This window comes from Serratia marcescens (genome assembly GCF_029846115.1).
In the GTDB taxonomy this organism is placed as follows: Bacteria; Pseudomonadota; Gammaproteobacteria; order Enterobacterales; family Enterobacteriaceae; genus Serratia; species Serratia marcescens_L.
Genome location: NZ_JARVZZ010000001.1, coordinates 2,296,023 through 2,322,854, shown reverse-complemented (window position 1 = coordinate 2,322,854; position 26,832 = coordinate 2,296,023). Strand labels below are relative to the sequence as shown.

Here is a 26,832-nt window from a genome sequence, read left to right as displayed (position 1 = left end):
GCTCCGATGACGTTAGCGGGAATGGATACCCCCTCGCTCAGCGCGGCTGAACGAGGGGGACAGGGTTACTTCAGCGTAAAACTTTGCGCCTGCACGTTGTCGGAGTCCAGGCCGACGAACACGTTGAATTTGCCCGGCTCCGCTCCCCATTTCAGGCTGGCGTTGTAGAACTTCAGATCGTCTTCGCTAATCGGCAGCTCAACCTGCTGCGACTGGCCAGCCTTCAGCGTCACTTTCTTGAAGTTGCGCAGCTCTTTTACCGGCCGGCTGACCGAGGCGGTCACGTCCTGCAGATACAGCTGCACCACCGTGGCGCCGTCGTACTTGCCGGTATTCTTCAGCGTGACGCTGGCGGTTAGCTTGCCGTTGCGCGCCATCGTCGGGCTGGACAGTTTCAGATCCGACAGGCTGAAGGTGGTGTAGCTCAGGCCGTAACCGAACGGATACAGCGGGCCGTTCGGCGAATCGAAGTAGCGCGAGGTGTACTTGCCCGGATTCTCCTTGCCGAACGGGCGACCGGTGTTCAGGTGGTTGTAGTACATCGGGATCTGGCCGACCGAGCGCGGGAAGGTCATCGGCAGCTTGCCCGACGGGTTGTAGTCGCCGAACAGCACGTCCGCCACTGCGTTGCCGCCCTCGGTGCCGCTGTACCAGGTTTCCAGCATGGCGTCCGCCTGCTCGCTCTCCCAGCTCAGCGCCAGCGGCCGGCCGTTCATCAGCACCAGCACCAACGGCTTGCCGGTGGCTTTCAGCGCGGCGATCAGATCGCGCTGGCTCTGCGGAATCGTGATGTCGGCGCGGCTGGAGGCCTCGTGCGCCATGCCCTGCGATTCCCCCACCACCGCCACGACCACGTCGGCCTTGTTCGCCGCCTGCACCGCTTCGTCGATCATCTGCTGCGGCGAACGGGTATCGAACGCCACCGCCGGCTCATACTCGTTAAGGTAGTCGATAATGCCTTTATCCTGCGTGACGTTGGCGCCCTTGGCGTAAAGAATGCGCGCCTTGTCGCCCACCGCCCGCTCCAGCCCTTCGCGCAGGGTGACCGACTGCTTGACCACCCCGGCGGCCGACCAGCTGCCCATCACGTCGCGCTGGCTGTCGGCCATCGGCCCGACCAGCGCGATGGTCGCCTGTTTGCTCAGCGGCAGCGTCTGCTTATCATTCTTCAGCAGCACCATCGTCTTGCGCGCCACCACCCGCGCCTCGGCGCGGTGCAGGCGGCTTTCGGCGTTGGTGTCCTGCGGGTCGGAACCCGCCGGGCCCAGATGCACGTATGGATTGGTGAACAACCCCATGTCGTACTTGGTGTTCAGCACGTCGCGGCAGGCGCGATCGATATCGCTTTCAGGCACCAGCCCGTCTTTCACCAGACCCGGCAGGTATTTGTCGTAGAACTCGTCGCTCATGCTCATGTCGACGCCGGAGGTGATGGCCAGCCGCACCGCGTCGCGCGCGTCGGCGGCCACGCCGTGTTTTATCAGTTCTTTAATCGCGCCGTGGTCGCTGATGGTGATGCCTTTAAAGCCCCACTGATCGCGCAGCAGATCTTTCAGCAGCCACGGGTTGGCGGTGGCCGGCACACCGTTGATCGCGTTGAGCGACACCATCACCCCGCCGCTGCCGGCGTCCACCGCCGCTTTATAAGGCGGCAGATAGTCCTGATGCATGCGCAGCGGGCTCATGTCGACGGTGTTGTAATCGCGGCCGCCTTCGACGGCGCCATACAATGCAAAGTGCTTGACGCTGGCCATCACCGAACCGGGTTTGGCCGGATCGCCGTTCTGGAAACCGTCGACCATCACCTTGGCGATTTTCGAGACCAGCCAGGTGTCTTCGCCGAAGCCTTCGGAGACCCGGCCCCAGCGCGGATCGCGGGTGATATCGACCATCGGCGCGAAGGTCATGTTGAGGCCGTCGTCGCTGGCCTCCTGCGCCGCTACCCGAGCGCTGAGCGCGATGGCTTCCAGATCGAAGCTGGCCGCCAGCCCCAGACTGATCGGGAACACGGTGCGCTGGCCGTGCACCACGTCATAGGCGAAGAACAACGGGATCTTGAGGCGGCTGAGCTGCATCGCCTGATCCTGCATCACCCGGATATCCGGGCGGGTGACGGTATTGAAGATGGCGCCGATCTGCCCTTTGCGGATGCCCTCGCGGATCGCTTCTTTTGGGTTATCCGGCCCGACGCTGATCAGCCGCAGCTGGCCGATCTTCTCTTCCAGCGTCATCTGCTTCATCAAATGGGACACGAAGGCGTCGCGCTGCTGGGCGTGAATGCCCTGCGTTATCGGCGTTTCCTGCGCAAAAGCCGGGCTGAGGGCCAGACCGGACAACATACTCACCACACAAAGCCATTTCATCTTGTTTTATCTCAGGCGTGTTTCCGCCGCCAAAGCCGCGGGGTTTAATCGGAGTGAAGAAACAGTTTGCCACACTCTGTTTCATCGCCAAGGAAATTCGCATCGGTAATGTTTACAAAGCATTACAGGTTATCGGCAGGTAATTCTGCAGCCGGGCGCGGCTGTCGGCAGCCTCCGCCGCCAGAAAATCGACCAGTACGGTTAACGTCGGCGGCGCTACCGTGCGTTCAGGATAGACCAAATAATAGGCCGCGCCGCTGCTGACGCAGAGCGGGAACGGCGTCACGATGCGCTGCGCCTGGATATCCTCCTCCAGCAGGCACAGATCGCCGATGGCGATGCCGAACCCCTGCAGCGCGGCGCTCATCGCCAGATCGAGAGTATCGAAATGCTGGGCCTTACCGGACGGCAGCGCATCGGCGCCCGCCGCCTTCAGCCAGCGCAGCCAGTCGCGCCGATCGCGCGTCGGATGCAGCAGGGTTTTATCCGTCAAATCCGCCAGCCGGGGCGCCGGCGGCAGGAACGTCGGCGTGCAGACCGGCGTGAGGATTTCGTCGAACAGCAGGTGCGCGATCAGCTTTTTACCCGGTGGCCGACCGAATACCACCGCGGCGTCAAACTGCTCGGTACTGAAATCCAGACCGTGCGACACTGAGGCGGTCAGCTCGATATGCATGTCCGGCCGTTCATTCTGCAAGCGAATGATGCGCGGCAGCACCCAGCGCATGGCGCAGGTCGGGCATTTGATGCGCAGCGCCCCCGGCGGGGCGGCGGCCCGCGTCAGCGCCTCGTCCAACTGCCCCAGCGCCAGCTGCACCGGCGCCAGCAGCTGCGCGCCCTGCGGCGTCAGCGCCAAACCGCGCGCATGGCGGCTGAACAGCGGATAGCCCAGGCGCTGTTCCAGCCCGAGGATTTGCCGGCTGACCGCCCCCTGCGTCAGGTGCAGCTGCCGGGCGGCATGGGTAAAGTTGAGGCGTTGCGCCACCACCACGAAGGTTTTCAACACGTCGAGCGACGGCAGGGATATCGGCATAGCGGGCCTCGATTAGGTATGATCGTAGTGCATGGCAAGTATGACAAACTTTCCCTTGTCCGCCTACGCCGGCTGATGCTTAATCGCTCAACACTTCCCTGTTTGCCTGGAGCCCATCATGCAGAGCGCCTGCTCATCCCGCTCGAAGCTGCCGGACGTCGGCACCACCATTTTCACCGTTATTGGCCAACTCAGCGCCGAACATCAGGCTCTCAATCTGTCGCAGGGCGCGCCCAACTTCGCCGGCGACCCGCAGCTGATCGAGGCAACGGCGCAAGCCATGCGCGCAGGTCATAACCAATACGCGCCGATGAGCGGTGTGGCGGCGTTACGTGCTGCTCTGGCGGAAAAAGCTGAACGATTGTATGGCGCACGCTATGACGCCGACGAAGAAATCACGGTGATCGCCAGCGCCAGCGAAGGGCTGTACTCGGCGATCAGCGCGCTGGTGCATCCCGGCGACGAGGTGATCTATTTCGAACCGGCGTTCGACAGCTATGCGCCGATCGTGCGCCTGCAGGGCGCCACGCCGGTAGCGATCAAACTGTCGCTGCAGGATTTTCGCGTCGACTGGGATGAAGTGGCCGCCGCCATCAACGGCAAAACGCGCATGATCATCGTCAATACGCCGCACAACCCGACCGGCGCAGTGTTTGACGAGTACGACATTGAACGCCTGACCGCCCTTACCCGCGACACCGATATCGTGATCCTGTCCGACGAGGTCTACGAACACGTGGTGTTCGACGGCGATATTCACCACAGCATGGCGCGCTACCCGCAGCTGGCGGAACGCAGCGTGATCGTGTCGTCGTTCGGTAAAACCTACCACGTCACCGGCTGGCGCGTCGGCTACTGCCTGGCGCCGGCGGCGCTGATGGACGAGATCCGCAAGGTGCACCAGTTTATGGTGTTCTCCGCCGATACGCCGATGCAACACGCCTTCGCCGCCGCGCTCGACAACCCGCAGAGCTACCTGGGGCTGGCGGCATTTTACCAACAAAAGCGCGATCTGCTGGCCAGCGCCTTGCAGGATTCGCGCTTTGAGCTGCTGCCCAGCCGCGGCAGCTTCTTCATGCTGGCCCGTTTTAGCGGCTTCAGCCACGAAAGCGACAATGATTTCGCCGTACGCTTGATCCGCGAAACGAAGGTGGCGACGATCCCGCTGTCGGCGTTCTACAGCGACGGCACCAATACCGGCCTAATCCGGCTGAGTTTTTCCAAAGATAACGAGACCCTGCTGGAAGGCGCGCGCCGCCTGAGCCAGGCGTAATTTTTTGTCCGACCATGGGAAAGGGGCACTGCCTATGAAAGCACTGAAAACGCTGTTCGCCGCCGGATGCCTGCTGGCCGCCGGCACTTCGCTGGCGGCGGAAAACAGCCTGCGCTTCGGCCTGGAAGCGCTGTATCCGCCGTTCGAATCCAAATCCGCCAGCGGCAAACTGGAAGGGTTCGATATCGAACTGGGTGACGCGGTGTGCGCCGCCGCGCAGTTGAAATGCAGCTGGGTGGAAACCTCGTTCGACAGCCTGATCCCGGCGCTGCAGGCGCGCAAGTTCGACGCCATCAACTCGGCGATGAACGTGACCGAACAGCGGCGCCAGGCGATCGCCTTCACTGACGCCATCTATCAGGTGCCGAACCGCCTGATCGCCAAAGCCGGCAGCGGCCTGCTGCCGGACGCCAAATCGCTGGCGGGCAAACACGTGGGCGTGCTGCAAGGATCGATTCAGGAGATTTACGCCAAAACCCATTGGGCGCCGGCGGGCGTGGACGTGGTGTCTTATCAGGATCAGAATCAGGTTTACCTCGATCTGGCGGCTGGTCGGCTTGACGCCACGCTGGTGATGGCGCCGTCGGGGCAAAGCGGCTTCCTGTCGCAGCCGGACGGCAAGGGCTTCGCCTTCGTCGGCGAGGCGGTACGCGACGACAAAATCCTCGGTGAAGGTATTGCCTTCGGCCTGCGTAAAGGGGATGAGCCGCTGAAGAAAAAACTGGATGCCGCCATCGCCAAAGTGAAACAGCAAGGCACGGTGGCGGCGCTGTCGAAGAAGTATTTCGGCGACATCGACGTGACGGTAAAGTGATAGACGGGGGCGGCACCGCCGCCCCCTGCCGCGTTTAGCGATCGAACACCGAGCTGTTCAGCGCGCGATCCTGCTGATGGCGTTCCAGCGCCAATTCGATCAGGCGTGTGATAAGTGCCTGATAGCTGACGCCGCTGGCGGCCCACAGCTTGGGATACATGCTGATGTTGGTGAAGCCCGGCAGCGTGTTGATTTCGTTGATTACCACCTGGTTATCCGGCGTCAGGAACACATCCACCCGCGCCAGGCCGAAGCACTCCAGCGCGCGGAACGCCTTCAGCGCCACCTCGCGGATGTGGTCGCTCACTTCCGGCGCGATCGCCGCCGGCACCACCACCTGAGCGCCCTGCTCATTGATGTATTTGGTATCGTAAGAATAGAAGGCGTCGCTCAACACGATCTCGCCGCACACGCTGGCCTGCGGATCGTCGTTGCCCAGCACCGCGCACTCGATCTCGCGGCCGACGATCGCCGACTCCACCAGCACTTTGTGATCGAAGCTGAAGGCCAGCGATACCGCCGCGTCGAACTCGGCGCGGTTTTCCACCTTGCTGACCCCGACCGACGAGCCCTGGTTGGCCGGCTTGACGAACAGCGGCAGGCCGAGGCGTTCGCTCAGTTGTTCAAACGTGAATCCGGCGCGGTTGGCGCGCGTCAGGGTGACGAACGGCGCTACTGCCAGCCCGGCGTCGCGCAGCAGGCGCTTGGTCACATCTTTGTCCATGCTGACCGCCGAACCGAGCACGCCGGCGCCGACGAACGGCATATTGGCCATGCGCAGCAGCCCCTGCAGCGAGCCGTCCTCCCCCAGTGTGCCGTGCACGATCGGGAAGATGACGTCGAGTTGGCCCAGCGCGCCGGCGCTGCCCGCTTCGATCAGCTGCTGTTTTTCCTGGCCCGGGATCAGCGCCACGTTCTTGTTCGAGCGGTTCAGCGCGATCAGCGCCGGGTTCTCGGCGTTGATCAGGTAGTTGGAGGCGTCGTTGATGTGCCACTGCCCCTGTTTGTCGATCCCCAGCAGCGTGACGTCAAACTTCTCTTTGTCGATTGCATCCACAATGTTTTTGGCCGACTGCAGCGACACCTCATGCTCCGCCGATTTACCGCCAAAAATCACCCCAACACGTAGTTTAGTCACGCCTTAAATCCTTCTGAAAAATCATGGCAAAAAAGTCGTTCATCACAATAAACGCATTGCCTGGCGGCGGCAATCGTTGTTGCCAGAATCTTCTTACGCCACAGATTGCCACATCACGACCATCCTAAACGTATACACTTCGTATATCGTTCACTTAGGGAGACGCCGATGGGCATCGTAAAAATTTCAGACGCGCTGCACGACGATCTGCGCCTCGCCAGCCTGACCATGACGCGTTCGATCAACGCGCAGGCCGAGTACTGGATCAAGATCGGCATGCTGGCGGAGTTCCATCCGGAACTGACCTACCCGCAGCTGGTAAAAAAAATGATGAAAGATAACGCGCTGACGCTGAAGGAGATTGTCGGGTGAAACAGATTGTGATCAAAACGCCGGAAGAGATTGCCAAAATGCGCCATTCCGGCGCCCTGCTGGCCAAAGTGTTTGCTATGCTCGATGAGGTCATCGTCGAAGGCATCTCCACCATGGAGATCAACGACCGCGCCGAGGCGTTTATCGTCGACGAGCTGAAGTCGCGCCCGGCCAGCAAGGGGCAGTATGATTTCCCCTATGTGCTCAACACCTCAATCGACGACGTGGTGTGCCACGGGGTGCCATCGGCCAGCAAAATCCTGCGTTCCGGCATGATTATCAACGTAGACATCACGCTGGAAAACGGCGGCTATATCGCCGACTCCAGCAAGATGTACTGCGTCGGCCAGGTGACACCGCTGGCCAAACGGCTGGTGAACAACGTCTATGAATCGATGTGGCAAGGCATTCGCGCAGTAAAACCGGGCGCTACCCTGGGGGATATCGGCCATGCCGTCCAGCGGCATGCCGAGCAGGCCGGCTACAGCATCGTGCGTGAGTATTGCGGCCACGGCATCGGCCGCGATATGCATGAAGAGCCGGCGGTGCTGCACTACGGCCAACCCGGCAGCGGTCTGGTGCTGCAGGAAGGCATGGTGTTCACCATCGAGCCGATGATCAACCAGGGCGACCGCCGCATCAAGCAGAAGAAAGACGGCTGGACGGTGGTGACGCGCGACAAAAAACTGTCGGCGCAGTGGGAGCACACCGTGGCGGTCACCGCCGACGGCGTGGAGATCCTGACGCTGCGCGACGAAGAGCGCCGGGCCGGCTACGCCGAGCGCTACTAAACCCGCAAGCCATTAGCTTGGCAAGCTGATAGCTTAATAAGTTATTTAATTGATAACCTCTTAGCTTATATGCGGCACTCCGGCGCCGCGGTTAAAGCGACGGAGATGACAGGGAGACAGGCAGCATGCAGTCAGGCAATCAGACGTTTATCAATCAGCTCAAGGACATCGTCGGCGGCCCGCAGTTGTTGACCGGCGATCGCAACACCGAGCGGTATCGCAAGGGGTTCCGCTCCGGTGAAGGCCAGGCGCTGGCGGTGGTGTTTCCCACCAGCCTGCTGCAGCTGTGGCGCATTTTGCAGGCCTGCGTGGCCGCCGACAAAATCGTCATCATGCAGGCCGCCAATACCGGCCTGACCGAAGGATCAACCCCCAGCGGCAACGACTATGATCGCGACATCGTCATCGTCAGCACCCTGCGCCTCGACCATATTCAGGTGCTGGACAACGGCAAGCAGGTGGTCGGCTTCCCCGGCAGCACCCTGCACCACCTCGAGAAATTGCTCAAACCCTACGGCCGCGAACCGCATTCGGTGATCGGTTCCTCCTGCATCGGCGCCTCGGTGATCGGCGGCGTGTGCAACAACTCCGGCGGCTCGCTGGTGAAACGCGGCCCGGCCTACACCGAAATGGCGCTGTACGCCCAGCTAGGGGAAGACGGCCAGCTGCGCCTGGTGAACCATTTGGGCATCCGCCTCGGCGACACGCCGGAAGAGATCCTCACCCGGCTGGAAAAAGGTGACTATCGCCCGACAGACGTCGAATACGGCGAGCTGCGCGCCTCGGATAACGAGTACGCCAGCCGGGTGCGTGACGTCGATGCCGACACCCCTTCCCGCTTCAACGCCGACAAACGCCGCCTGTTCGAGGCATCCGGCTGCGCCGGTAAGCTGGCGGTGTTCGCGGTGCGGCTCGACACCTTCGAGAAAGAAGGCAAAGAGCAGGTGTTCTATATCGGCACCAACGACACCGCGGTGCTGACCGAACTGCGCCGCCACATGCTGAGCCAGTTCGAAAACCTGCCGGTGGCCGGTGAGTACATGCACCGCGATATCTTCGACATCGCCGAGGTGTACGGCAAAGACACCTTCATGATGATCGACAAGCTCGGCACCGATCAGATGCCGCGCTTCTTCACCCTGAAAGGCCGCATGGACGCCAGCCTCAACAAGCTGCCGCTGCTGCCGCACAACCTGACCGACCGGCTGATGCAGGGCCTGAGCCATCTGGCGCCGAGCCACCTGCCGAAGCGCATGAAGGAATACCGCGAACGTTTCGAACATCACCTGCTGCTGAAGATGGCCGGCCCCGGCGTAGACGAAGCGCAGCGCTACCTGACCGACTATTTCGCCCAGGCCGAAGGCGCTTTCTTCGCCTGCACGCCTGACGAAGGCAAAAAGGCCTTCCTGCACCGCTTCGCCGCCGCCGGCGCCGCCGTGCGCTACCATGCGGTGCACGCCGACAAGGTGGAGGATATTCTGGCGCTGGATATCGCCCTGCGCCGCAACGACACCGACTGGTTCGAAACCCTGCCGCCGGAGATCGACAGCCAGCTGGTGCATAAGCTGTATTACGGCCACTTTATGTGCCACGTTTTCCATCAGGACTACGTGGTGAAAAAGGGCGTCGACAGCCACGCGCTGAAGGAAAAGATGCTCGAGATCCTCAACCTGCGCGGCGCCGAATACCCGGCGGAGCATAACGTCGGCCACCTGTACCACGCCAAGGCAGATCTGCAGGCGTTCTACCGCGCCGCCGATCCGACCAACAGCTTCAACCCCGGCATCGGCAAAACCAGCAAACGCAAAGGCTGGGCCGAAGGCCCCCGCTAAGACCGCCCGATTGGCCCGCCGCCGCACCCGGTGCGGGCCTACTCTCCCCCGCCTGCCTCATCGTGATATTTCTGCACCTTTAAAGATGCATTTTTATTGCAACTTATAAATTTCCCGATTACCATTCACCACATAATCGCAAATGAGAATCAATTACAAAGCTGTCATGACGGATACATGACGTCCGCCGTGGCAATCACCGCGAAGTTGTTAATGAGAAGGAACCTACCATGAGTCAGACCCTCGATTCCGCCCAGCTGTTAGCCGCGCTCGATAAAGTGATGGTGATCTCCACCACCGATCTGCAGGGCACCATCACCTACGTCAACGATCTGTTTTGCCAGCTGACCGGCTTTTCCCGGGAAGAGCTGGTGGGCCAGCCCCACAGCATCGTGCGCCACCCTTCGGTGCCGAAAGCGGTTTACAAAGCGATGTGGGACACCATCAAGGCGGGCGGCATCTGGACCGGCATCATCCCGAACGTCGGCAAGGGCGGCGTGCTGTACGTGGTCGACACCACGGTGCAGCCGCTGTATGACGCCCAGGGCAATATCGCGGCCTATATCAGCATCCGCCGCGTGATCAACGATCTGATGACCGACTTCGAATCGGTAGAATTCGCCAAAGAACAGTTCGACAACCACTACGACAAGTAACCGCCATGGCCGACCTTATCGAACGCATCCTGATTGGTTACGGTTCGGAGTCGGGCAACGCCCGGGCGCTGGCGATGCGCCTGGGCGAGCAAAGCAGCCTGCAACCCTACCGCCCCGTCGTGAAAGAACTCAACGCCATCCAGCCCGCCGATGTGGGCGAGCGTGACGCCCTGCTGATCGTCTCCAGCTCATTTGGCGACGGCGAACCGCCCGCCAACGCCGAGCGTTTTTCCGACGCGCTGGCGCAATGGCCGGATCGTCACCGGTTGCGCTACGCCATCTTCGGTCTCGGCGACACCGCGTACCCGCATTTCTGCGGCTTCACGCAGGCGCTGGATACACGCCTGACGCAATACGGCGCCCGCGCCATCATCAATCGCGTCGACGCCGACGTTAACTTCGAACCGTTCTTCGTAACCTGGCTGACGACGCTGGAGAAGGTGCTGGCCGGCGATGCCCAGGCCGGCCGCGATTTGCATCTACGCGTGACCGCCTACGGCGAAGACCATGCGTTCAGCGCCCCCCTCCTCGAACGGCGGCCGCTCAGCGCACGCACGCCGCAGGCCTGGCACCTGCGGCTGAATATCGCCGGCAGCGGCATCGTTTACCGGGCGGGGGATACCGTCTATCTGTTGCCGGAAAACGACGAAGGATTATTGATCCGGCTGGCAGACTGGCTCGGCAGACCGGAGGCCGCCGACGCGCTGCGCCGCCGGGAGCTGCGCCAGCTCAGCAAAACGACGCTGCGCGAACTGGCGCAGTTGGCCGACAGCGAAGAGCTCAAAGGCTTGCTTAAGATCCGCCAACGCAAAGCCCTGGAGAGCTATCTGTACGGCGCCGATCTGCTGGACGTACTGCACGATTTTTGCCCGCCGCAGGCGGTCACGCTGGAGAACCTGCTGGCGCTGCTGCCCGTTTGCCTGCCGCGCGCCTACTCCATCGCTTCGGCAACGCGGGCAGAGAGCCTCGATCTGTGCGTGCGCGACGTACATTATGAACGCGGCGGCCGCATCCGGCGCGGCACGGCGACCGGCTGGCTGCTCAGCCAACCCGGCCCTTTCCGCCTCTTCTGCCGCGCCAACCCCGGCTTTTACCTGCCGCGCGATGCCACTGTGCCGGTGCTGCTTATCGGTACCGGTACCGGCATAGCGCCCTTGATAGGCTTGCTGCGCGAAATGGCCGCCCAGGGTGAACGGCGCGAAACCGTGCTGATCTTCGGTGAAAAACGGCGTGATGAAGATTTCCTGTATCGCGAGGAATTGGCTGCACTGAACGCGGCGGGCGTACTCACGCGGCTCATCACCGCCTTCTCGCGCGACGCCGTCGCCAAATACTATGTGCAGCATGCGATCGGCGATCATGCCGATGCCATCAGCGGCCTGCTGCAGCGGGGAGCGCATGTCTACCTGTGCGGCAATCGCCAGTATCTGGAACATGCCGTGGCGACGGCGCTGGAGCAAGCCTGCGGGGCGGAAAACCTGTGGCAGACGCTGATTGAGCAGCAGCGCCTGCATCTGGAACTCTATTGAATCAGGGTGGCGTTCATCGTTCCGCACGCAGCAGCAAGGACACGATGAACGCGCCCCCCAGCCCCGCCGTAATGATGCCGATGGGCAGCTCCTGATGGGGGATCAGACTGCGGCTGAGCATGTCGCCGCCGGTCAGCAACATCGCCCCCAGTAGGCCGCACATAGGCACGGATAAACGGTGGCGCACGCCCACCAGGCGCCGGGCCAGATAAGGCACCATCAGCCCGACAAAGCCGATCACGCCCGTCAGCGAAACGAGAAACGCCGTGGACAGTGCGCAGCACAGAAAGGTCTCGGTGCGCAGCCGCGCCACGTTGACCCCCATCGAATGGGCGGTTTGTTCGCCCGCCAGCAACGCGTCCAGCGCCCGCCAACGCAGCGCCGTAAACCCGGCCAGCAGCACGAAACTCGCCAGTGGAATGAACAGATTATCCCAACGCGCCAGCCCCAACCCGCCGAGCGACCAGAACAACACCGAGCCGGCCGCCCGCTGATCGCCGGAAAACACCAGGTAGCTGGTGAGCGCGCTGAACAAAAACGAGACCGCCAGGCCGCAAACGATCAGCTGCTCGGCGCGCCTGACCCGGCCGACGCGAAACAGGATCATCACCGCCAAGGCGGACAAAATGCCGCCGGCGAAAGCGGACAGTGGCAAGGTCAGCACGCCCAGCGCATCGCCGAAGCGCGTGATGACCAGCACCGCACCGGCGGAGGCGCCGGAGGAGAGCCCAAACAAAAAAGGATCGGCCAGCTCATTGCGGGTGGTGGTCTGCAGCAGCGCGCCGGTCATCGCCAGCCCGGCGCCGGTCAAGGCCGCCAGCAAGGCTCTGGGCACCCGCAGTTGCACGACGATGGTATCCAGCATGCCGGAGAGGGGCGCCGATGAAAGCCCCAATGCCGCCATCGTCTGCCGCCATGACAGCGCGACGCTGCCCAGCTGCAGGCTCCAGATCATTAACCCGCACAATACCGACAGCGCCAACGGTGCGAGCAGCATAAACCGCCGGGTCGGCGAGTTCATTCAGCCTCCGGCGCGTACAGCGCCCGCGCCAGCTTTTCCACCGCGCCGATGTTGGCCGGCCCCGGCGTCAGCTCCGCATACTGCAGTTTCAGATAGCGGTGGTGCCGTACGGCAGGCGTTAATTTCATCAACGGGTGGGACTCGAGGAAGCGCCGCAGCGCATCGGCACCCGAGCCGGTTTGGTAATCCAGCAGAATAATGAAGTCGGGCTCGGCCGCCGCTACCGCCTCCCAGGACGCCGTCGTCCAGCTCGCCGGCAAACCGTCCATCACGTTGCGGCCGCCCGCCGCTTCGATGATCGCCGTCGGCATAGCGTATTTGCCGCTGGTGAAAGGCTTCTCCTCCCCCGAGTCATAGACGAACACCTTGAGCGGCGCCTGGCCCGCCGGCCTGGCGGGCAGCGCAGCCAACCGGCGCTTCCAGCCCTCAACCAGCGCGGTGGCCTCTTGCCGCTTGCCGAAAATCTTGCCGAGCTTCAGCTCATCGTCATACAGCAGATTCATATCGGCCTTCTGCGGCCGCCCACCGGCCTGTACGCAGCTCTCGCTCAGCACCAGCGTCTTGATGCCGAACGGGGCGAGCTTCTCCGGCGTGACGTCGCCGCCGATCTTCATGCCGTAATTCCAACCGGCGAAAAAGAAATCCGGCTGTGCCGCCAGCAGCGTTTCCAAAGCGGGATATTTCGGCGCCAGTTCGGGAATGGCGCCCATCTCGGCCTTGAAGTCGGGCGTCAGTTTGTACCAGCCGGTGATGCCGGTCAGCCCGACAATGCGATCCTGCAGATGCAGTGCAAAGGCCATCTCGGCCATGTTGATGTCGTTGATGACGGCGCGCTGCGGCGCCTGGTTGAAGGTGACCGGCACACCGCAGCTTTCTACGGTGACGGGAAAATGTTCAGCCGCCGCCGACCTGGCGGCCAGCAGCAGAAGCAGGATGAATACGCGTGCGTTCATGTTTCTCTCTGGTTTATCAAGCGCAATGGGGAACGTCAAAAATGCGCAGCGTTTTCCCGCTGACGGGATGCGCTACCTTGAAACTGTTCATGCCGAACACCGGCAAAATCACCGAAGTCTGTAACACCGACTCGGGCGTACCACAGGCCACCTGACGGCTTTCGTTGAGCACCAGGATCCGATCGGCAAACGCCTCTGCCACGGGCAGGTCATGCAGTACCGCAATCACGGCGATGTCTTTATTTTTCACTAACGACAGCAGCGCCGAGCGCCCGGGCGGATCGAGGTGATTGGTCGGTTCATCCAGCAACAACAGATCGGGAGACTGCGCCAACGCCCGAGCCAGCGCCGCGCGCTGACGCTGGCCGCCCGAGATCCGCCCCAACGGGTGGTGCCTGAGCGGCGCCAGCCCGGTTTCCCCGATGGCCTCGTCAACGATGCGCTTTCCCGTCGCAGAGCGTTCGCCATGCGGCAAACGGCCCAACGCCACGTAGTCCTCAACCGACAGTCGCAAATCCGGCGAATCGTTTTGCGCCAGAAAGGCGATGCTTTTGGCACGTTCCGCCGCCGGCCACGCGGACAAGGCGCGCCCTCGCCAGTGAATGACGCCGCCGTCCGGCCGCGTTTCGCCGATCAGGGCACGCAGCAGGCTGGACTTGCCGCTGCCGTTAGGGCCGATCACCGCCAGCTTCTCACCGGCGCGCAGCGCGAAATGGATGTTGTCGAGTATCAATGCCTCACCGTGGCCGGTCAGGCTAACCCCATCAACGTGGAGGATGTCGTGAACTGAATTCATCATGCTTAAATTGTTATATTATAACATACCAATGTTTTTACCACGATTACGCGCCTTCTGCAAAAACGAATCGCAACGTCTTTTGCCGCACGTGCTGCGTGGAGCCAGGCAGGGAGCAAGCCGCGCCCCTGCGTCAAAACTGCGCGGCCAAAGCAACATAGCACAGCCTTTTATTAATGATAATGATTTTCATTATCAATTAAATCATAGTGATTTCCGATTGCGCATCCCGGCGAACTTGGTTATGTTTGAAGCGATGAGTCTCATTCCCGATTTTCAGGAACTCACATGACCTACCTGGCGCACAGCACAGATCCGACAGACGCGACCGTTCCGGCCGTCGTTTTGCTGTGTGCTTCCTCCGCCCCACCCGCCGTTTCCTCTGTCGTTTCAGCGGTTGCAGCTTACCCACCACGCATTGTGGTTGTGCGCTAAGCCAAACCGACTTTTTACCTCCGGCTTATTGATCTGTTGCGTTTAGGCGTAGACCGCCGCGCGCGCCGGAGCCTGTAATTTTCACGACAGGTGAAATTGACATGCGATTACCTTCTCTCTGGGCCAATGCCGGCCTGGCTACGCTGTTCGTCCTGCTTTGGAGCAGCGGCGCGATCTTCTCCCGTTGGGGGTTGGAGCACGCCTCCGCCTTCGCTTTTCTGTTCTTCCGCTGCGCCATCGCGCTGGCGGTGCTGTTGGCCATCGGCCTGTGGCAGCGCCAGTGCCTGCCCGCTCCCGGCACCCGCCGGCGCGTCGCGCTGATTGGCGTGTTAATGATCGGCAGCTATCAAATCTGCTATCTGCTGGCGCTGGAACAGGGTATTACGCCCGGCGTGCTGGCGACGTTGCTCGGCGTACAGCCGATCCTCACCCAGTTCATCACCGAACGGCGCTGCACCGGGCTGCGGGCGCTCGGCCTGGCGCTGGCAATGGTCGGGCTGACGCTGGTGGTGTACCAAAGCCTGATGGTGGCCCACTTCTCGCTGAGCGGCATGCTGTTCGCCTTTATCGCGCTGGGCTGCATGACCGCCGGCACCCTGCTGCAAAAAGGCATGACGCAGCCGCCGCTGGCGGTCTTGCCGCTGCAGTATGCCGTCGGGTTGCTGATGTGTACGCTGGCGCTGCCGTTTGAGCCGCTGCGGGTCGAATGGCGGCCGGCGTTCGTGCTGCCGCTGCTGTGGATGGCGGTGGTGATCTCGGTGCTGGCGACCTTCTTACTGTATCGCCTGATCCAGCGCGGCAACCTGGTGCAGGTCACCAGTCTGTTCTATCTGATCCCGGCGGTGACCGCCCTGCTGGACTACCTGCTGCTCGGCCACGCGCTGGCGGCGCTGAGCCTGCTGGGCATGGCGGGCATCGTGCTCGGCGTGATGTTGGTTTTCCGCCGCGTATAAAAGCAAAAGCCCCCGCGCCGTTCCACCGGCGCGGGGGCGATAATAACAGCCGTTAACTCAGAACAACCAGGAACCGTACCCCCACAGCAGCACCGTCACCCCAAGCAGCAGCTCGAGCAACAGGATACCGATAGCGAAGGTCGAGCTGGAGAAGATGAACCCTTCCTTACTGTCGATATTCAGGAAGTGCGGGATCCCCAGATTCAGCAGATAGCCCGAATAGCACAGGCCGATAATGCCGACAAACAGACACAGCCAGACGACCGGATAGAGCGCCACAATCCCGCTGAGGAACATCGGGGTCGCCACGTAGCCGGCGAACACCATGCAGCGGTGCAGGCTGGGGCGCGATTCATAACGCCGCGCCATCCAGTGAATGACTTTCCCCATGGCCGCTACACCCGCCAGCATCAGCAGGTAAAACGCCACGGCGGTATAAAGCGCGGTAAACATGTCGAGCCTGATGGCATGTCCCTCGCCGGAGAGCCAGCCCAACTGGGTGGTGCCGATAAAGGCGCAGACCACCGGGATGGCTGCCAAGAGCAACACGTGATGGGTGTATAGGTGCGAGACGCTTTCATTCTCGCTTTTGATCTGTTCGAACTCGGCGCTGGGATGCGCCAGAAGTCCCCAAACATGACTGACCATGAGACACCTCCTATCTCGCCGTAGGCCGCGATCGGCGAACGAATTTCACACCTCCGACGGACTGCTACCCGTGCGAGGATTGCGGCCACGGGGCTCTCTCCCCTGTACTAATTATAGTCTTTCGGCGAAAAAACGTGCGGAAAGCGCAACGCCGCGGCGCTTTGTCTTATACTCCCACCATAAAAACCAGGCTGCGAGGAAGGCCATGTCATCCGTTATCACCACCCGCCAGGCGGGGATCGTCGGCGTCGACGCCGGGCGCAACGTCACCGTTGTCGAGCCCTGCAATCTGTACGGCTGCCGGCTCGGCGACGATGTCTTCGTCGGCCCGTTCGTGGAGATCCAGCGCCACGTCAGCATCGGCGCGCGCAGTAAAATTCAGTCGCACAGCTTTATCTGCGAATACGTCACCCTCGGCGAAGCGTGCTTTGTCGGCCACGGCGTCACCTTTGCCAACGATCTGTTCAAAGACGGCGCACCCAATGCCGATCCGGCCAGTTGGGGGCGCACACGCGTCGGCGATCGGGTATCCATCGGCTCCGGCGCCACGATCCTGGCGGTGGAGATCTGCAGCGACGCGGTGATCGGCGCCGGGGCGGTCGTAACCCGCGACATCACCCGCAAGGGGATTTATGCCGGCAACCCGGCGCGCCTGCTGCGGGAGCTGCCGTAATGACCCCGGCCATCCGCATCGCAGCCATTGAGGCGCTGCCCGATGATTACCTGACGCGCGGCGATTTCGGCTTTACCATCCGCTGTTACGCCCTGCCGCAGTTCGACACGCCGGTCGACAGCTGGCCAACCCACCCGGTGGCGCCGTTTCGCAAGCAGTATCCCCTGGCGCCGTTCGCCAACGAAGACAGCGCGACCTTCCTGGCGTATCGCCAGGACGACGCCGTTGGCCACATCACGCTGAGCAAAAACTGGAACGGTTATACCCTGATTGACGAGATCGCCGTCAGCGCTCACGCGCGCCGTCAGGGCATCGCCGGGGCGCTGCTGGACTGCGCCAAACAGTGGGCGCGGCAGCAGGAAACCTCGGGTATGATGCTCGAAACGCAGAACAACAATCTGGCCGCCTGTCGCTGCTACCAGCATTACGGGTTTATTCTCGGCGGCATCGACCGTTTGCTGTACCGCGCCGAGCCGGAGATCGCCGATCACGAAATCGCGCTGTTCTGGTATTTGCCGTTCAATAGCGAAATCGGTTACTGATTTATCGGCCGCTATTGAGGCTATGTTTACTTTTTAACCCCTACCATCGGATGAGAACTGTTATCACTGACTCTGATAAGCCAGCGACACCCAGGGAGGGCCGTATGAACCAGAACAAGGTTGTTTTACTGATGTTAGCTATCGCCATGAGCGGATGCGCCGAGCGCCCTGCCGCCGTCTCCCCCGCGACGCCGCCGACCGACGTCACCGTTTCGCCGTCGGGCGCGCAGCCGGAGATGGACGCCAGCACCCGCAGCAAGCTGCGTGAGATCCTCGCGCTGCGCGCCGATTGGCCCGCCGCACAGCCGCATGGCCGCACCGTCGATTTGATTTCGCGCGAGTTTCTCGGCACGCCCTATCTCGCCAACCGCCTGATCGGCTCGCAGAGCACGCCCGAGAAGTTGGTGATCGACTTCCGCGGGCTGGATTGCTTCACCTACATCGATTATGTGGAAGCGCTCAGCACCGCTCGCAGCGAGGGCGAGTTCGTACAGCGTCTGGTAGACATTCGCTACGTCGACGGCAAAATCGCCTTCCCGCAGCGCAAACACTTCTTCACCGACTGGGCGCAGCGGCCGCACCAGGTGGCCGAAGACATCACCGCGCAGCTCAGCCCGCACGCCGTCACCCTCGTGAAAACCCTCAACCGCAAGGCGGACGGCAGCAGCTACCTGCCCGGTTTGCCCAACGTACAACGCAGCGTGACCTATATCCCCAGCGACAACGTCGACGACAAGGTGCTGGCCCAGCTGCACACCGGCGATTACATCGGTATTTACACCAACCTGGACGGGCTGGATGTGACCCACACCGGCATCTTCGTGATGACCGACAACGGTCCGGTGCTGCGCAACGCCTCTTCGCGCAAGGCCAACATGCAGGTGGTCGATTCGCCCTTTATGGATTACGTGATGGCTACGCCGGGCATCGTGGTGCTGCGTTCGCTCAGCCGATAATCCCCCGCCGCATAACGGCTATAAGCTATAGCCGTTTATGCTGAACGAGCGTTTGACTTCATCGGCGGTTCAGGCTTAGCTGTAAGGACAAAAAACAACTGATTTTATTGTTCTTTTCAGGGAGACTTCGATGACCTTACGCTGGCGTATCACCCCTCTGGCGGCGGCCTTCGCCGCCGTATTGGCGCTTCAGGGCTGCGATCAAAAAACCGATCAGAATCATATCAAGGTCGGCGTCATCAACGGCGCGGAACAGGACGTGGCGGAAGTCGCCAGACAGGTGGCGAAAGAGAAATACGGGCTGGACGTCGAGCTGGTCGGCTTTAGCGGTTCACTGCTGCCGAACGACGCCACCGACAAAGGCGAACTGGACGCCAACGTGTTCCAGCACCGCCCGTTCCTCGAACAACAAAACAAAGATCACGGCTATAAGCTGGTGGCGGTCGGCAATACCTTTGTCTTCCCGATGGCCGGCTACTCGAAAAAGATAAAATCGCTCAAAGAGCTGCCGGACGGCGCGGTGATCGCCATCCCGCTCGATCCGACCAACCTGGGGCGCGCCCTGCTGCTGCTGGAAAAAACCGGATTGATTACGCTGAAGCAAGGCAAGGGGTTGTTGCCTACCGCCCTGGACATCAGCGCCAACCCGCACCACTACCAAATCATGGAGCTGGAAGGCGCCCAACTGCCGCACGTGCTGGACGATCCGAAAATCACCGTCGCCGTCATCAGCACCACCTACATCAACCAGACCGGTCTGACGCCGACCAAAGACGGCATCTTCATCGAAGATAAGGACTCGCCGTACACCAACATCATCGTTACCCGCGAAGACAACAAGGACGCGCCGAACGTGCAGAACTTCATCAAGGCCTATGAGTCTGACGAAGTGGCCAAAGCCGCCGAGAAAATCTTCAACGGCGGCGCGGTAAAAGGCTGGTAATTCCGGGCACAGCGCCACAGGGGCTCTCCCCAAAGAGCCCCTTCCCGCTCACCATCGCCTTTTCTTATCTCACCATAAGAAAACCCGATTTACCCCGGCGGCAAGCGGCGCGCATAATGGCGCTTATCCGCTGATTTCCAAGGTAAACAGGCATTATCATGACGCTCTCCGCTCCCGTACTCAGCCTCCTCGATGCCACGCCGGACGATATGGCCGCCGTGCTGCGCATTTACACCCACCACGTGCTGTACGGTGCCGCCTCGTTTGAAGAACAGCCGCCGGCCTTGGCGGAAATGCAACTGCGGCGGAGCAAGGTGCAAGAAGCCGGGCTGCCCTGGCTGGTGGCGAAAAGCGAAGGCCGTATTGTGGGTTACTGCTATGCCACGCCGTATCGCCCCCGGCCGGCCTATCGTTTTACCGTGGAAGACTCGGTATATATCGCCGAGGGGCAACAGGGCAAAGGCGTCGGCAAGGCGCTGCTGAGCGCGCTGATCGCCCGCTGCGAGCAAGGCCCCTGGCGCCAGATGCTGGCGATCGTCGGCGATTCCGCCGCCAACCGCGGTTCGCTGGCGCTGCACCAGTCGCTCGGCTTTACCAGCGTAGGGACGTTAAAGGCCGTGGGGTTCAAACTGGGGGAATGGCGCGACACCCACATCATGCAGCGCGCGCTGGGCGCGGGCGACAATCGGCATCCCTGAATGCATGGCGACGCACGATAGGAAGTTAGCGTCTATAGTGAAGAGTGATTTCATTGAGTTAGCGCCAATCGTGCGCCACATTTAACCGGTAAGGGAGAAGTAAATGAAAATTATTCTGTGGATTGTCGCCATCATCTTTATCGTGGGTTTGTTGACGATTACCGGCGTTCTCAAACTGATCTTTTAATCCGTCTCATACGTCCCGCCCCTCTCGGGGCGAGACTTTTCATCATGCCTTGAAACGCGCGCGCACCGCCCCCAGCGCCGACACCACCGCCAGCACCACGCCGCCGGCCACCAGCCCGAACGCCACGTTCAGCAGAGCCGGAACCACTCCCTGCAAAAGATGGCCAAACGTCGGCACCACGGTGGTGTACGAAGCCCAGTCTTCGAACAGATGATGCACCGGCGGCAGGCCGTGGGTCAGGATGCCGCCACCGACCATAAACATGGCAATGGTGCCGACGATCGACAGCGTCTTCATCAGATAAGGCGCGGCACGCACGATGCCGCTGCCGAGGGAGCGTGCCACCGCGCTGCTTTTACGGCTCAGATACAGCCCCAGATCGTCCAGCCGGACGATGCCGGCGACGATGCCGTACACGCCAAGCGTCATCACGACGGCGATGCCGCACAAGACGATCACCTGCTGGCTGAAGGTGGCGCCGGCGACCGTGCCCAAGGTGATGGCGATAATCTCGGCGGAGAGCACGAAGTCGGTGCGTATTGCGCCTTTCACCTTACGTTTCTCATAGGCCGCGGCATCCTCATTGGCGCCGGGACCGTCCGATTTTTCTTCCTGTGCCGCCTTGCCGTGGCTCAGGCTGTGAAACACCTTTTCGAACCCTTCGTAGCACAGGTAGGCGCCGCCCACCATCAGCAGCGGCGTAATCGCCCAGGGTGCAAAAGCGCTGATCAGCAGCGCCAGCGGCACCAGGATTGCCTTGTTGATCAACGAGCCTTTGGCGACGTTCCACACCACCGGCAGCTCGCGGTCGGCTTTAACGCCGGTGACCTGCTGCGCGTTGAGCGCCAGATCGTCCCCCAGCACCCCGGCGGTTTTTTTCGCCGCCATCTTGCTCATTAACGAGACGTCGTCCAACAACGAGGCGATGTCGTCGATAAGGGTAAGTAAGCTACTTCCTGCCAAAATGATTCATCCTTTTCATGTTCACGGGCCATTCTATATTTAGCATAGCGGTAAAGCGTCATGAAAGGATATGGGAGGATCGCGGAAAATGCCGGGCGGGCGAATACCGCCCGGCGCCGGCGTTAGAGCGCTACGCTGCCCAGGATGAACGTCACGGTAATCACCGACAGCAGCGTCGTCCAGGTGATGATGGAGGCCATCGCTTCATGATCGCCCCCCATTTGCCGCGCCAGAATATAGGCGTTGCCGGCGCAAGGCACGGCGGAGTAGAGAATGGCGATGCTGGCCGGCACGCCGGTGGCGCCGAAATAGTGCACCAGCGCAATGGTAATCAGCGGCATGGCCACCAGTTTCAGCACGGTCGCATAAGAGATGGAAACCAGCTTGCGGATATGCATGCTGACGATCAACCCTGCGCCGACCGACATCAGGCTCAGCGGCGTGGCGGCGTTGGAGAGATAAACGAACAGCTGTTTAAGCGCGCCGGTGATGTGCAGGTTGCACAGGTTCATCAGCACCCCGAATAGCGCGCCGATGATCAGCGGGTTTTTCGTCAGCGCCAGCAGCGCACCGCTCAGGCTTTTCTTGCTGCCGGTGCCGTAGTGGTTCATCACCAACACGCTCATGATGTTGGTCAGAATGATCATGTACGCCACGAAGAAACCGGACAGCGCCACCCCCTCGCTGCCGAACAGCGATTGCGACAGCGCGATGAATACATAAGAGTTGTATCTGACTCCGCCCTGAAAAATGGAGGTAAACAGATCGGCCGACGTATTGAAGAACAGTTTGCCAACGAAAATAATCAACGCGATGGCCAGCGTGGAAACAATGGTCGCCACAACGGGATAAAAGCTGTCCGCGCCGCTAAAATCCGCCTCGCTGATATCCAATATCAACAGCGCCGGAAAAAACAGGTAATAAACGAATTTGTCTGAGAAGCCCCAAAATACGGCGACGTCTTTAACATAGAGTTTCGAACAATAACCCAGCACGATTAACAAAAAAATCGGCAATATAGAAAGAAAAACGTTCAGCATGAATAATAACCTTAAATCGAGAAAATGCGCTCTTCAACCTGATTGAGGTTGCGGTGATTCCACAAACTTGCCGAGATGAAGACGCGTTGCACCCAGCGCAACGGCGTATCTCTTTCATCGAAAGAAGGCGTGAATTTATCGCGCGAATGCAGCGCAAAGCGGTTATCGATATACACCAAATCGCCCGGGCAAATATCGATACCGATGGCGTTTTCTTTCACCAACCCGTAGAAACGCTCCAGCGCGGCTTCCGCTCGTGGCGTGCTGGCCGCAATCATGCCGGGATAAAAGACGGCGCTCACATCCGGCAATACGTGATTTTGCGAAATCAAAGGCACCAGCGCGGTTTCTTCGCGCCCGGCCTGGGTGGACTGGCGCCAACGGTAGGGCAGCTTGATGCTGTACAGCGGGCTGGCCAGCGTTTCGACGTCCTCGCGGCTCAGTTGAGCGATCGCCAGACGCGAATCGGAGATGCGCGTCATCGGGCTGTGCGGATCGCGGCGCACGCCGGCCAGCAGCAGGCCCATTGGCGAGACGTTGAACTGCTCCAGGTGTTTCAGCGCTGCATTTTCAATATGGAAATCCAGTTCAACATCGAACCCCAGACCGGTATATTCTTTTTTGGCTTCGCGTTTGGGGATCAGATTATTAATCAGTTCCTTCCCCTCGAAATACATCGAATAGGGCTCGCCGATTAACGAAGAAATACCCACCAACAGGTTTTCGCTGATATTACCGGATTTGGCCGAAGGCGTGTATTGTTTCGGGCAAGGGGAAAAGAACACTTCTTTATCCACCGGCACATTTTTTAAAATAAGATAAGGCCGTGGTTTGATTGACGCCTTTTGCTGGCTTAATGCGGCGCTTAATCTGTGGGGCAAGTGGGTAATCATGGCCGATCGTATGGCGTGAATATACGCATCACCGCCGGCCGGATCGTAAGCAATTTTATCTAATGCCGAAAATAACTCGTTTCTTTCCTGATCCGTCAATTGAAAGACGTTTTGGTAATCCATCCTGAGCATTCCTTGACAATAAGAATATCATTAGCAAGCCTAATGAAAGCGGCAGGATGTTAACACCTTGCAATCAAATTCATAAAGATTTATTAACTAATTTCGTGATCTTAATCACCACTCCTCCGTCCAGTTACTGACGGAGAAGAAGTGGTTAAAAAACAAACAGCTACGTAGGGACGTTTCCATCAGACGCGATAGCGAATACGCGCGAGAGGTAGCGCAGGACATGACCGTGGGCCGCAAAGACGCACGATAAATGCGTACTGCTCTCAAGCAAGCCAAAGGCAACATGCACGCTGCCATGCTGTTCGACGAAACGCTGCAGCGATTGCGCGCTGAACAGCTCGTCTTGCGCCGCCGCCAGCAACAAAGTCGGCAATCGCAGCGCCGCCAGTTGCTTTGCCGGCGTGCGTGGCGTCAAGGCGTTAGCCATATTAACGCTGTATTGGCAGACAAAATCGGGTGCGGCGGCCAGCACGGCCGGGGGAAAATTCAGGCTGACCGCCCGGGATTGCCCAAACCACCGCCCGCCGCTCAGCGCATTGGCCACAAAAGGCCATTGGCGCACCTGGGCGAAACGGGCCGCCGCCGGCAGATCGCGGGCCATCCCGGAAAATGGCCCCAGCTCGGGCGCCAGCAGGATCAGGCTGTCCGCCTGCTGTTCGCAAGGATAGCGGGTCAAGTAGTTGAGCAACATTCCGGCGCCACTGGAATGGCCAAGCAGGTGTCTGCGCGCCAACGGAAAACGCAGGCGCATTTCCGCCAGCATGACATCGACATCGCGCCAAATACGCTCAGGCCGCTCAACCGTCCCCCGCTCTCCCGAGGAGTCGCCATGCCCGCGAATATCGACCAGGCACACCGCGAACGTTGGCTCGGCGGCCAACTGGCGTGCAAGAATGTCATACCCTGCGGCGCTGTTAACCCCGCCGCCGTGATAAACCAGGATCACCTCTTCGCTCTCGGCAGTTTGCCGATACAGGCGATAGCTCAATCCCTCAACGCGGCCGGACGACGTGCCCACCTGTGCCCCCGGCCACTCACCGTAAGACTTTGCTTGCTCAACATAGCGGTCAAAATCAATCAAATCGCACCTTTCCCTGATGTTGTCGGTATTCCCCACGGCAGAGCCGCTGCCCCGGTGATAAGCATATGAAACGACAGCAGGAACTGCCATGCCTTTTGCACGCGCCCCCTTAACGTCAGGGCAGATCCCCCGCCGGCACATTGAGCTGCCAGGAAAGCCCAAAGCGATCGCTGAGCCAGCCGAAGCGAGCGCTGAAGCCGTAGTCGTCGAGCGGCATCAGCACCTTGCCGCCCTCCGCCAGGCGGTGGAAAGCCTGCTCCAGCGCCTCTTCGTTAGGCAGATTGATGAACAGCGATACCGCCGGGGTGAAGCTGAAATCATGGCTGATCGGGCTGTCGATAAACACCAGATTCTGCCGGTCGAAATCGATGGTGGCATGCTTGATCAGCCGCCGGCCGTCCGGCGTCGGGTCGTAATGCTGCACCTGCATGAGCCGAAAACGCGCAAACACCTGGCTGTAGAGGTCGATCGCCTGCTGCGCCTCCCCCTGGAACATGACAAAGGTCGAAACCTGACTCATAACATCCTCTCCGGCAATCGTTGTGGTATTAATGGAGGATAGCGGATTACCGTTGAAGCGGCGGAAAGGAGCAACCATGAGCATCATTCATCGCCTGGCGCAGCCGGACGATCTCAACGGCCTGTTGGCTCTGTATCGCGAGCTGCGCCCGCAGGACGCGCCGCTGCGCACCGACGACGCGCGCCGCACCCTGCAGCGCCTGCTGGACGATCCGGCTATCCGTCTGGTGGTGGCGGCGGACGAGGAACAACCGATCGCCACCTGCATGCTGGCGCTGATCCCGGGGCTGGCGCATCAGGCGCGACCGTTCGGCGTCATCGAGCACGTGGTGACGGCGGAGCCCTATCGCGGCCACGGCGTGGCGCTCGCAATGATCGAATACGCGCTGCAGCTGGCCTGGCGCAAGGGCTGTTACAAGGTGATGCTGCTGTCGGGGCAGCAACGCACCGGCGCGCACCAGCTTTATCTCAAAGCGGGTTTCGACGGCGATCGCGAGCGGGGATTTGTCATCAGGCGGCCCGAGGGCCGATAGCGGCCTGCTGCAAACGAGCAGGCCGCCAGGCGGGTCATTCGGTGGTGTTTTTCGCCAGGCTGGCGTCTTTTTGGCGACGATAGTCGCGGGCGGCGGCCGGAATCGGCGTAACCTTGCCGGTTTCGATCCAGCTGCGCAGCCGGTTGGCGTCGGCGAAGTGGGTATATTTACCGAAGGCGTCCAGCACCACCAGCGACACCGAGCGGTTACCGATTACCGTACGCATCGCCAGGCAGTGGCCCGCCTGGTTGGTGAAGCCGGTTTTGGTCAGCTGGATATTCCATTTCGGGTTATACACCAGATGGTTGGTGTTGCGGAACGGCAGCGTATAGTTCGGATCTTTGAAGCTGGCCATGCGCTCGGTGGTGGTGCTGAGCTGGCCAATCAACGGGTATTGTTTGGTGGCGATCAGCAGCTTGGTCAGATCGCGCGCCGTCGACACGTTATGAATAGAGAGCCCGGTCGGTTCCACATAATGGGTATTGGTCATGCCCAGCGCCTTGGCCTTGGCGTTCATCGCTTTGATAAAGGCGTTGTAGCCCCCCGGATAGTGGTGCGCCAGGCTGGCGGCGGCGCGGTTTTCCGACGACATCAGCGCCAGCAGCAGCATATCCTTACGGCTGATTTCGCTGTTCAGCCGCACCCGCGAATACACCCCTTTCATCTCCGGCGTCTGGTGGATATCCACCGCCAGCATCTCGTCGAGCGGCAGGTGCGCGTCCAGCGTGACCATGGCGGTCATCAGCTTGGTGATCGAGGCGATCGGCACCACCTCATCCGGGTTGCGCGCGTACATCACCTTATGGGTTTGCATATCGACAACCATCGCGCTGCCGGAGGCCAGCTCCGGCTGGGTGGCGTGCAGGGCGGCGGCGTTGTCGCTGGCCAGCGCGCGCGGCGCAAAGCCTGCGCCCGCCTGCAAAGCGAGCAGGGTCAGAACCAAAACACGTATTTTCACAGGCATTACTCTGAAATGGGGGCTTGAACTCAGCGAATTATATGTGAGGGTTCAGCGCTTGGCACTGGGATTGTATGGCGGATTTGTGACAAATTCTGTCGGCCGAA

The 26,832-nt window shown here is 60.8% G+C and carries 29 protein-coding genes; 16 read left to right on the top strand and 13 right to left on the bottom strand.

The features are described 5' to 3' along the window. Positions 1 to 65 precede the first annotated feature (65 nt). Positions 66 to 2,363, bottom strand: a complete 2,298-nt coding sequence (gene bglX / locus QDT79_RS10885) for a beta-glucosidase BglX (protein ID WP_308316488.1) — start codon at positions 2,361 to 2,363, stop codon at positions 66 to 68. A 112-nt stretch (positions 2,364 to 2,475) separates the two neighbouring features. Then, positions 2,476 to 3,396: a LysR substrate-binding domain-containing protein gene (locus QDT79_RS10880; RefSeq protein WP_308316487.1), complete on the bottom strand. Its 921-nt coding sequence runs from the start codon at positions 3,394 to 3,396 to the stop codon at positions 2,476 to 2,478. 118 nt (positions 3,397 to 3,514) lie between these two features. Between QDT79_RS10880 and QDT79_RS10875 the strand changes: the two genes are divergently transcribed. Together QDT79_RS10875 and QDT79_RS10870 are read left to right on the top strand one after the other, a co-directional pair. Continuing rightward, a complete protein-coding gene (locus QDT79_RS10875) occupies positions 3,515 to 4,669 on the top strand; it encodes a methionine aminotransferase (RefSeq protein ID WP_308316486.1) in 1,155 nt (384 codons plus the stop codon). A 34-nt stretch (positions 4,670 to 4,703) separates the two neighbouring features. Next, positions 4,704 to 5,483: an ABC transporter substrate-binding protein gene (locus tag QDT79_RS10870; protein WP_063991220.1), complete on the top strand. Its 780-nt coding sequence runs from the start codon at positions 4,704 to 4,706 to the stop codon at positions 5,481 to 5,483. 34 nt (positions 5,484 to 5,517) lie between these two features. Here the strand turns inward: QDT79_RS10870 and ddlA are convergent, their stop codons facing one another. Beyond that, positions 5,518 to 6,621, bottom strand: coding sequence for a D-alanine--D-alanine ligase (ddlA, locus tag QDT79_RS10865; RefSeq protein WP_063991219.1), 1,104 nt, complete (start codon positions 6,619 to 6,621; stop codon positions 5,518 to 5,520). Positions 6,622 to 6,789: 168 nt separating this feature from the next. Here ddlA and QDT79_RS10860 point away from each other — a divergent pair, with 168 nt between their 5' ends. The 5 genes from QDT79_RS10860 to QDT79_RS10840 all read left to right on the top strand — a co-directional run bounded on the left by QDT79_RS10860 (position 6,790) and on the right by QDT79_RS10840 (position 11,801). Beyond that, complete coding sequence (locus QDT79_RS10860) at positions 6,790 to 6,993, top strand: ParD-like family protein (RefSeq protein WP_006324220.1); 204 nt, start codon at positions 6,790 to 6,792, stop codon at positions 6,991 to 6,993. Next, positions 6,990 to 7,784, top strand: a complete 795-nt coding sequence (gene map / locus QDT79_RS10855; protein ID WP_063991218.1) for a type I methionyl aminopeptidase — start codon at positions 6,990 to 6,992, stop codon at positions 7,782 to 7,784. The genes QDT79_RS10860 and map overlap by 4 nt, the downstream gene beginning before the upstream one ends. Before the next feature lie 125 nt (positions 7,785 to 7,909). Next, entirely contained in the window at positions 7,910 to 9,616 is a 1,707-nt protein-coding gene (dld, locus tag QDT79_RS10850) for a D-lactate dehydrogenase (protein ID WP_308316485.1), read from the top strand. 230 nt (positions 9,617 to 9,846) lie between these two features. Further along, entirely contained in the window at positions 9,847 to 10,272 is a 426-nt protein-coding gene (locus QDT79_RS10845) for a PAS domain-containing protein (protein WP_033647052.1), read from the top strand. A gap of 5 nt (positions 10,273 to 10,277) precedes the next feature. After that, a complete protein-coding gene (locus QDT79_RS10840) occupies positions 10,278 to 11,801 on the top strand; it encodes a flavodoxin domain-containing protein (protein WP_197816334.1) in 1,524 nt (507 codons plus the stop codon). Between the two features lie 13 nt (positions 11,802 to 11,814). Here QDT79_RS10840 and QDT79_RS10835 read toward each other — a convergent pair whose 3' ends face one another. From QDT79_RS10835 to QDT79_RS10825, 3 genes are read right to left on the bottom strand one after another with little or no spacing between them, the layout of a single operon-like run. Beyond that, positions 11,815 to 12,822, bottom strand: a complete 1,008-nt coding sequence (locus QDT79_RS10835; RefSeq protein WP_063991215.1) for a FecCD family ABC transporter permease — start codon at positions 12,820 to 12,822, stop codon at positions 11,815 to 11,817. Then, positions 12,819 to 13,775, bottom strand: a complete 957-nt coding sequence (locus tag QDT79_RS10830; RefSeq protein WP_308316484.1) for an ABC transporter substrate-binding protein — start codon at positions 13,773 to 13,775, stop codon at positions 12,819 to 12,821. Before QDT79_RS10830 ends, QDT79_RS10835 begins: the two co-directional genes overlap by 4 nt. 16 nt (positions 13,776 to 13,791) lie before the next feature. Further along, positions 13,792 to 14,571 (bottom strand): ABC transporter ATP-binding protein, encoded by a 780-nt coding sequence (locus tag QDT79_RS10825; protein WP_444529313.1) that lies wholly within the window; start codon positions 14,569 to 14,571, stop codon positions 13,792 to 13,794. Between the two features lies 1 nt (position 14,572). On the opposite strand from QDT79_RS10825, the gene QDT79_RS10820 reads away from it, so the two are divergent. Together QDT79_RS10820 and QDT79_RS10815 are read left to right on the top strand one after the other, a co-directional pair. Next, positions 14,573 to 14,863 carry a hypothetical protein gene (locus tag QDT79_RS10820; RefSeq protein WP_308316483.1) on the top strand — a complete coding sequence of 97 codons (291 nt, stop codon included), beginning with the start codon at positions 14,573 to 14,575 and terminating at the stop codon, positions 14,861 to 14,863. A gap of 244 nt (positions 14,864 to 15,107) precedes the next feature. Beyond that, positions 15,108 to 15,959 (top strand): DMT family transporter, encoded by an 852-nt coding sequence (locus tag QDT79_RS10815; protein WP_060421010.1) that lies wholly within the window; start codon positions 15,108 to 15,110, stop codon positions 15,957 to 15,959. Between the two features lie 57 nt (positions 15,960 to 16,016). On the opposite strand, the gene QDT79_RS10810 is transcribed toward QDT79_RS10815, so the two are convergent. After that, on the bottom strand, positions 16,017 to 16,607 hold the full coding sequence (locus tag QDT79_RS10810) for a Yip1 family protein (protein ID WP_004939641.1): 591 nt from the start codon (positions 16,605 to 16,607) through the stop codon (positions 16,017 to 16,019). A 205-nt stretch (positions 16,608 to 16,812) separates the two neighbouring features. Here QDT79_RS10810 and QDT79_RS10805 point away from each other — a divergent pair, with 205 nt between their 5' ends. The 6 genes from QDT79_RS10805 to QDT79_RS25125 all read left to right on the top strand — a co-directional run bounded on the left by QDT79_RS10805 (position 16,813) and on the right by QDT79_RS25125 (position 20,606). After that, the gene (locus tag QDT79_RS10805; protein ID WP_130018376.1) at positions 16,813 to 17,280 is read left to right on the top strand and encodes an acyltransferase; all 468 of its coding nucleotides are present in this window, start codon (positions 16,813 to 16,815) and stop codon (positions 17,278 to 17,280) included. Further along, on the top strand, positions 17,280 to 17,822 hold the full coding sequence (locus QDT79_RS10800; RefSeq protein ID WP_063991211.1) for a GNAT family N-acetyltransferase: 543 nt from the start codon (positions 17,280 to 17,282) through the stop codon (positions 17,820 to 17,822). The genes QDT79_RS10805 and QDT79_RS10800 overlap by 1 nt, the downstream gene beginning before the upstream one ends. A gap of 104 nt (positions 17,823 to 17,926) precedes the next feature. Then, on the top strand, positions 17,927 to 18,778 hold the full coding sequence (locus tag QDT79_RS10795) for a DUF1460 domain-containing protein (RefSeq protein ID WP_308316482.1): 852 nt from the start codon (positions 17,927 to 17,929) through the stop codon (positions 18,776 to 18,778). 130 nt (positions 18,779 to 18,908) lie between these two features. Then, positions 18,909 to 19,721: a MetQ/NlpA family lipoprotein gene (locus QDT79_RS10790; RefSeq protein WP_308316481.1), complete on the top strand. Its 813-nt coding sequence runs from the start codon at positions 18,909 to 18,911 to the stop codon at positions 19,719 to 19,721. Between the two features lie 158 nt (positions 19,722 to 19,879). Next, positions 19,880 to 20,419 carry a GNAT family N-acetyltransferase gene (locus tag QDT79_RS10785; RefSeq protein ID WP_063991209.1) on the top strand — a complete coding sequence of 180 codons (540 nt, stop codon included), beginning with the start codon at positions 19,880 to 19,882 and terminating at the stop codon, positions 20,417 to 20,419. A 103-nt stretch (positions 20,420 to 20,522) separates the two neighbouring features. Continuing rightward, positions 20,523 to 20,606, top strand: coding sequence for a small membrane protein YohP (locus tag QDT79_RS25125; RefSeq protein WP_016928643.1), 84 nt, complete (start codon positions 20,523 to 20,525; stop codon positions 20,604 to 20,606). Between the two features lie 42 nt (positions 20,607 to 20,648). Here the strand turns inward: QDT79_RS25125 and QDT79_RS10780 are convergent, their stop codons facing one another. The 5 genes from QDT79_RS10780 to QDT79_RS10760 all read right to left on the bottom strand — a co-directional run bounded on the left by QDT79_RS10780 (position 20,649) and on the right by QDT79_RS10760 (position 25,235). Beyond that, positions 20,649 to 21,569, bottom strand: coding sequence for a DUF808 domain-containing protein (locus QDT79_RS10780; RefSeq protein WP_107227341.1), 921 nt, complete (start codon positions 21,567 to 21,569; stop codon positions 20,649 to 20,651). A gap of 122 nt (positions 21,570 to 21,691) precedes the next feature. Next, on the bottom strand, positions 21,692 to 22,609 hold the full coding sequence (locus QDT79_RS10775; RefSeq protein ID WP_107227340.1) for an AEC family transporter: 918 nt from the start codon (positions 22,607 to 22,609) through the stop codon (positions 21,692 to 21,694). 11 nt (positions 22,610 to 22,620) lie between these two features. Next, positions 22,621 to 23,406 carry a TauD/TfdA family dioxygenase gene (locus tag QDT79_RS10770; protein ID WP_308316480.1) on the bottom strand — a complete coding sequence of 262 codons (786 nt, stop codon included), beginning with the start codon at positions 23,404 to 23,406 and terminating at the stop codon, positions 22,621 to 22,623. Positions 23,407 to 23,794: 388 nt separating this feature from the next. After that, positions 23,795 to 24,715 (bottom strand): alpha/beta fold hydrolase, encoded by a 921-nt coding sequence (locus QDT79_RS10765; protein ID WP_130018375.1) that lies wholly within the window; start codon positions 24,713 to 24,715, stop codon positions 23,795 to 23,797. A gap of 115 nt (positions 24,716 to 24,830) precedes the next feature. After that, complete coding sequence (locus QDT79_RS10760; RefSeq protein ID WP_130018374.1) at positions 24,831 to 25,235, bottom strand: VOC family protein; 405 nt, start codon at positions 25,233 to 25,235, stop codon at positions 24,831 to 24,833. A 76-nt stretch (positions 25,236 to 25,311) separates the two neighbouring features. Here QDT79_RS10760 and QDT79_RS10755 point away from each other — a divergent pair, with 76 nt between their 5' ends. Then, the gene (locus QDT79_RS10755; RefSeq protein WP_063991204.1) at positions 25,312 to 25,767 is read left to right on the top strand and encodes a GNAT family N-acetyltransferase; all 456 of its coding nucleotides are present in this window, start codon (positions 25,312 to 25,314) and stop codon (positions 25,765 to 25,767) included. A gap of 34 nt (positions 25,768 to 25,801) precedes the next feature. Here QDT79_RS10755 and pbpG read toward each other — a convergent pair whose 3' ends face one another. After that, on the bottom strand, positions 25,802 to 26,731 hold the full coding sequence (pbpG, locus tag QDT79_RS10750) for a D-alanyl-D-alanine endopeptidase (protein WP_308316479.1): 930 nt from the start codon (positions 26,729 to 26,731) through the stop codon (positions 25,802 to 25,804). Positions 26,732 to 26,832 lie beyond the last annotated feature (101 nt).

Bases quoted from the DNA above. Each gene is read 5' to 3' on its own strand.
- QDT79_RS10800 (WP_063991211.1), top strand. From the start codon at position 17,280: ATGACCCCGGCCATCCGCATCGCAGCCATTGAGGCGCTGCCCGATGAT.
- QDT79_RS25125 (WP_016928643.1), top strand. From the start codon at position 20,523: ATGAAAATTATTCTGTGGATTGTCGCCATCATCTTTATCGTGGGTTTG.
- dld (WP_308316485.1), top strand. From the start codon at position 7,910: ATGCAGTCAGGCAATCAGACGTTTATCAATCAGCTCAAGGACATCGTC.
- QDT79_RS10795 (WP_308316482.1), top strand. From the start codon at position 17,927: ATGAACCAGAACAAGGTTGTTTTACTGATGTTAGCTATCGCCATGAGC.
- QDT79_RS10760 (WP_130018374.1), bottom strand. From the start codon at position 25,235: ATGAGTCAGGTTTCGACCTTTGTCATGTTCCAGGGGGAGGCGCAGCAG.
- QDT79_RS10810 (WP_004939641.1), bottom strand. From the start codon at position 16,607: ATGGTCAGTCATGTTTGGGGACTTCTGGCGCATCCCAGCGCCGAGTTC.
- QDT79_RS10860 (WP_006324220.1), top strand. From the start codon at position 6,790: ATGGGCATCGTAAAAATTTCAGACGCGCTGCACGACGATCTGCGCCTC.
- pbpG (WP_308316479.1), bottom strand. From the start codon at position 26,731: ATGCCTGTGAAAATACGTGTTTTGGTTCTGACCCTGCTCGCTTTGCAG.
- QDT79_RS10870 (WP_063991220.1), top strand. From the start codon at position 4,704: ATGAAAGCACTGAAAACGCTGTTCGCCGCCGGATGCCTGCTGGCCGCC.
- QDT79_RS10825 (WP_444529313.1), bottom strand. From the start codon at position 14,571: ATGAATTCAGTTCACGACATCCTCCACGTTGATGGGGTTAGCCTGACC.
- QDT79_RS10880 (WP_308316487.1), bottom strand. From the start codon at position 3,396: ATGCCGATATCCCTGCCGTCGCTCGACGTGTTGAAAACCTTCGTGGTG.
- QDT79_RS10875 (WP_308316486.1), top strand. From the start codon at position 3,515: ATGCAGAGCGCCTGCTCATCCCGCTCGAAGCTGCCGGACGTCGGCACC.
- QDT79_RS10820 (WP_308316483.1), top strand. From the start codon at position 14,573: ATGCTTAAATTGTTATATTATAACATACCAATGTTTTTACCACGATTA.
- QDT79_RS10755 (WP_063991204.1), top strand. From the start codon at position 25,312: ATGAGCATCATTCATCGCCTGGCGCAGCCGGACGATCTCAACGGCCTG.
- QDT79_RS10805 (WP_130018376.1), top strand. From the start codon at position 16,813: ATGTCATCCGTTATCACCACCCGCCAGGCGGGGATCGTCGGCGTCGAC.
- QDT79_RS10835 (WP_063991215.1), bottom strand. From the start codon at position 12,822: ATGAACTCGCCGACCCGGCGGTTTATGCTGCTCGCACCGTTGGCGCTG.
- QDT79_RS10775 (WP_107227340.1), bottom strand. From the start codon at position 22,609: ATGCTGAACGTTTTTCTTTCTATATTGCCGATTTTTTTGTTAATCGTG.
- QDT79_RS10830 (WP_308316484.1), bottom strand. From the start codon at position 13,775: ATGAACGCACGCGTATTCATCCTGCTTCTGCTGCTGGCCGCCAGGTCG.
- bglX (WP_308316488.1), bottom strand. From the start codon at position 2,363: ATGAAATGGCTTTGTGTGGTGAGTATGTTGTCCGGTCTGGCCCTCAGC.
- QDT79_RS10845 (WP_033647052.1), top strand. From the start codon at position 9,847: ATGAGTCAGACCCTCGATTCCGCCCAGCTGTTAGCCGCGCTCGATAAA.
- QDT79_RS10840 (WP_197816334.1), top strand. From the start codon at position 10,278: ATGGCCGACCTTATCGAACGCATCCTGATTGGTTACGGTTCGGAGTCG.
- QDT79_RS10815 (WP_060421010.1), top strand. From the start codon at position 15,108: ATGCGATTACCTTCTCTCTGGGCCAATGCCGGCCTGGCTACGCTGTTC.
- QDT79_RS10790 (WP_308316481.1), top strand. From the start codon at position 18,909: ATGACCTTACGCTGGCGTATCACCCCTCTGGCGGCGGCCTTCGCCGCC.
- QDT79_RS10785 (WP_063991209.1), top strand. From the start codon at position 19,880: ATGACGCTCTCCGCTCCCGTACTCAGCCTCCTCGATGCCACGCCGGAC.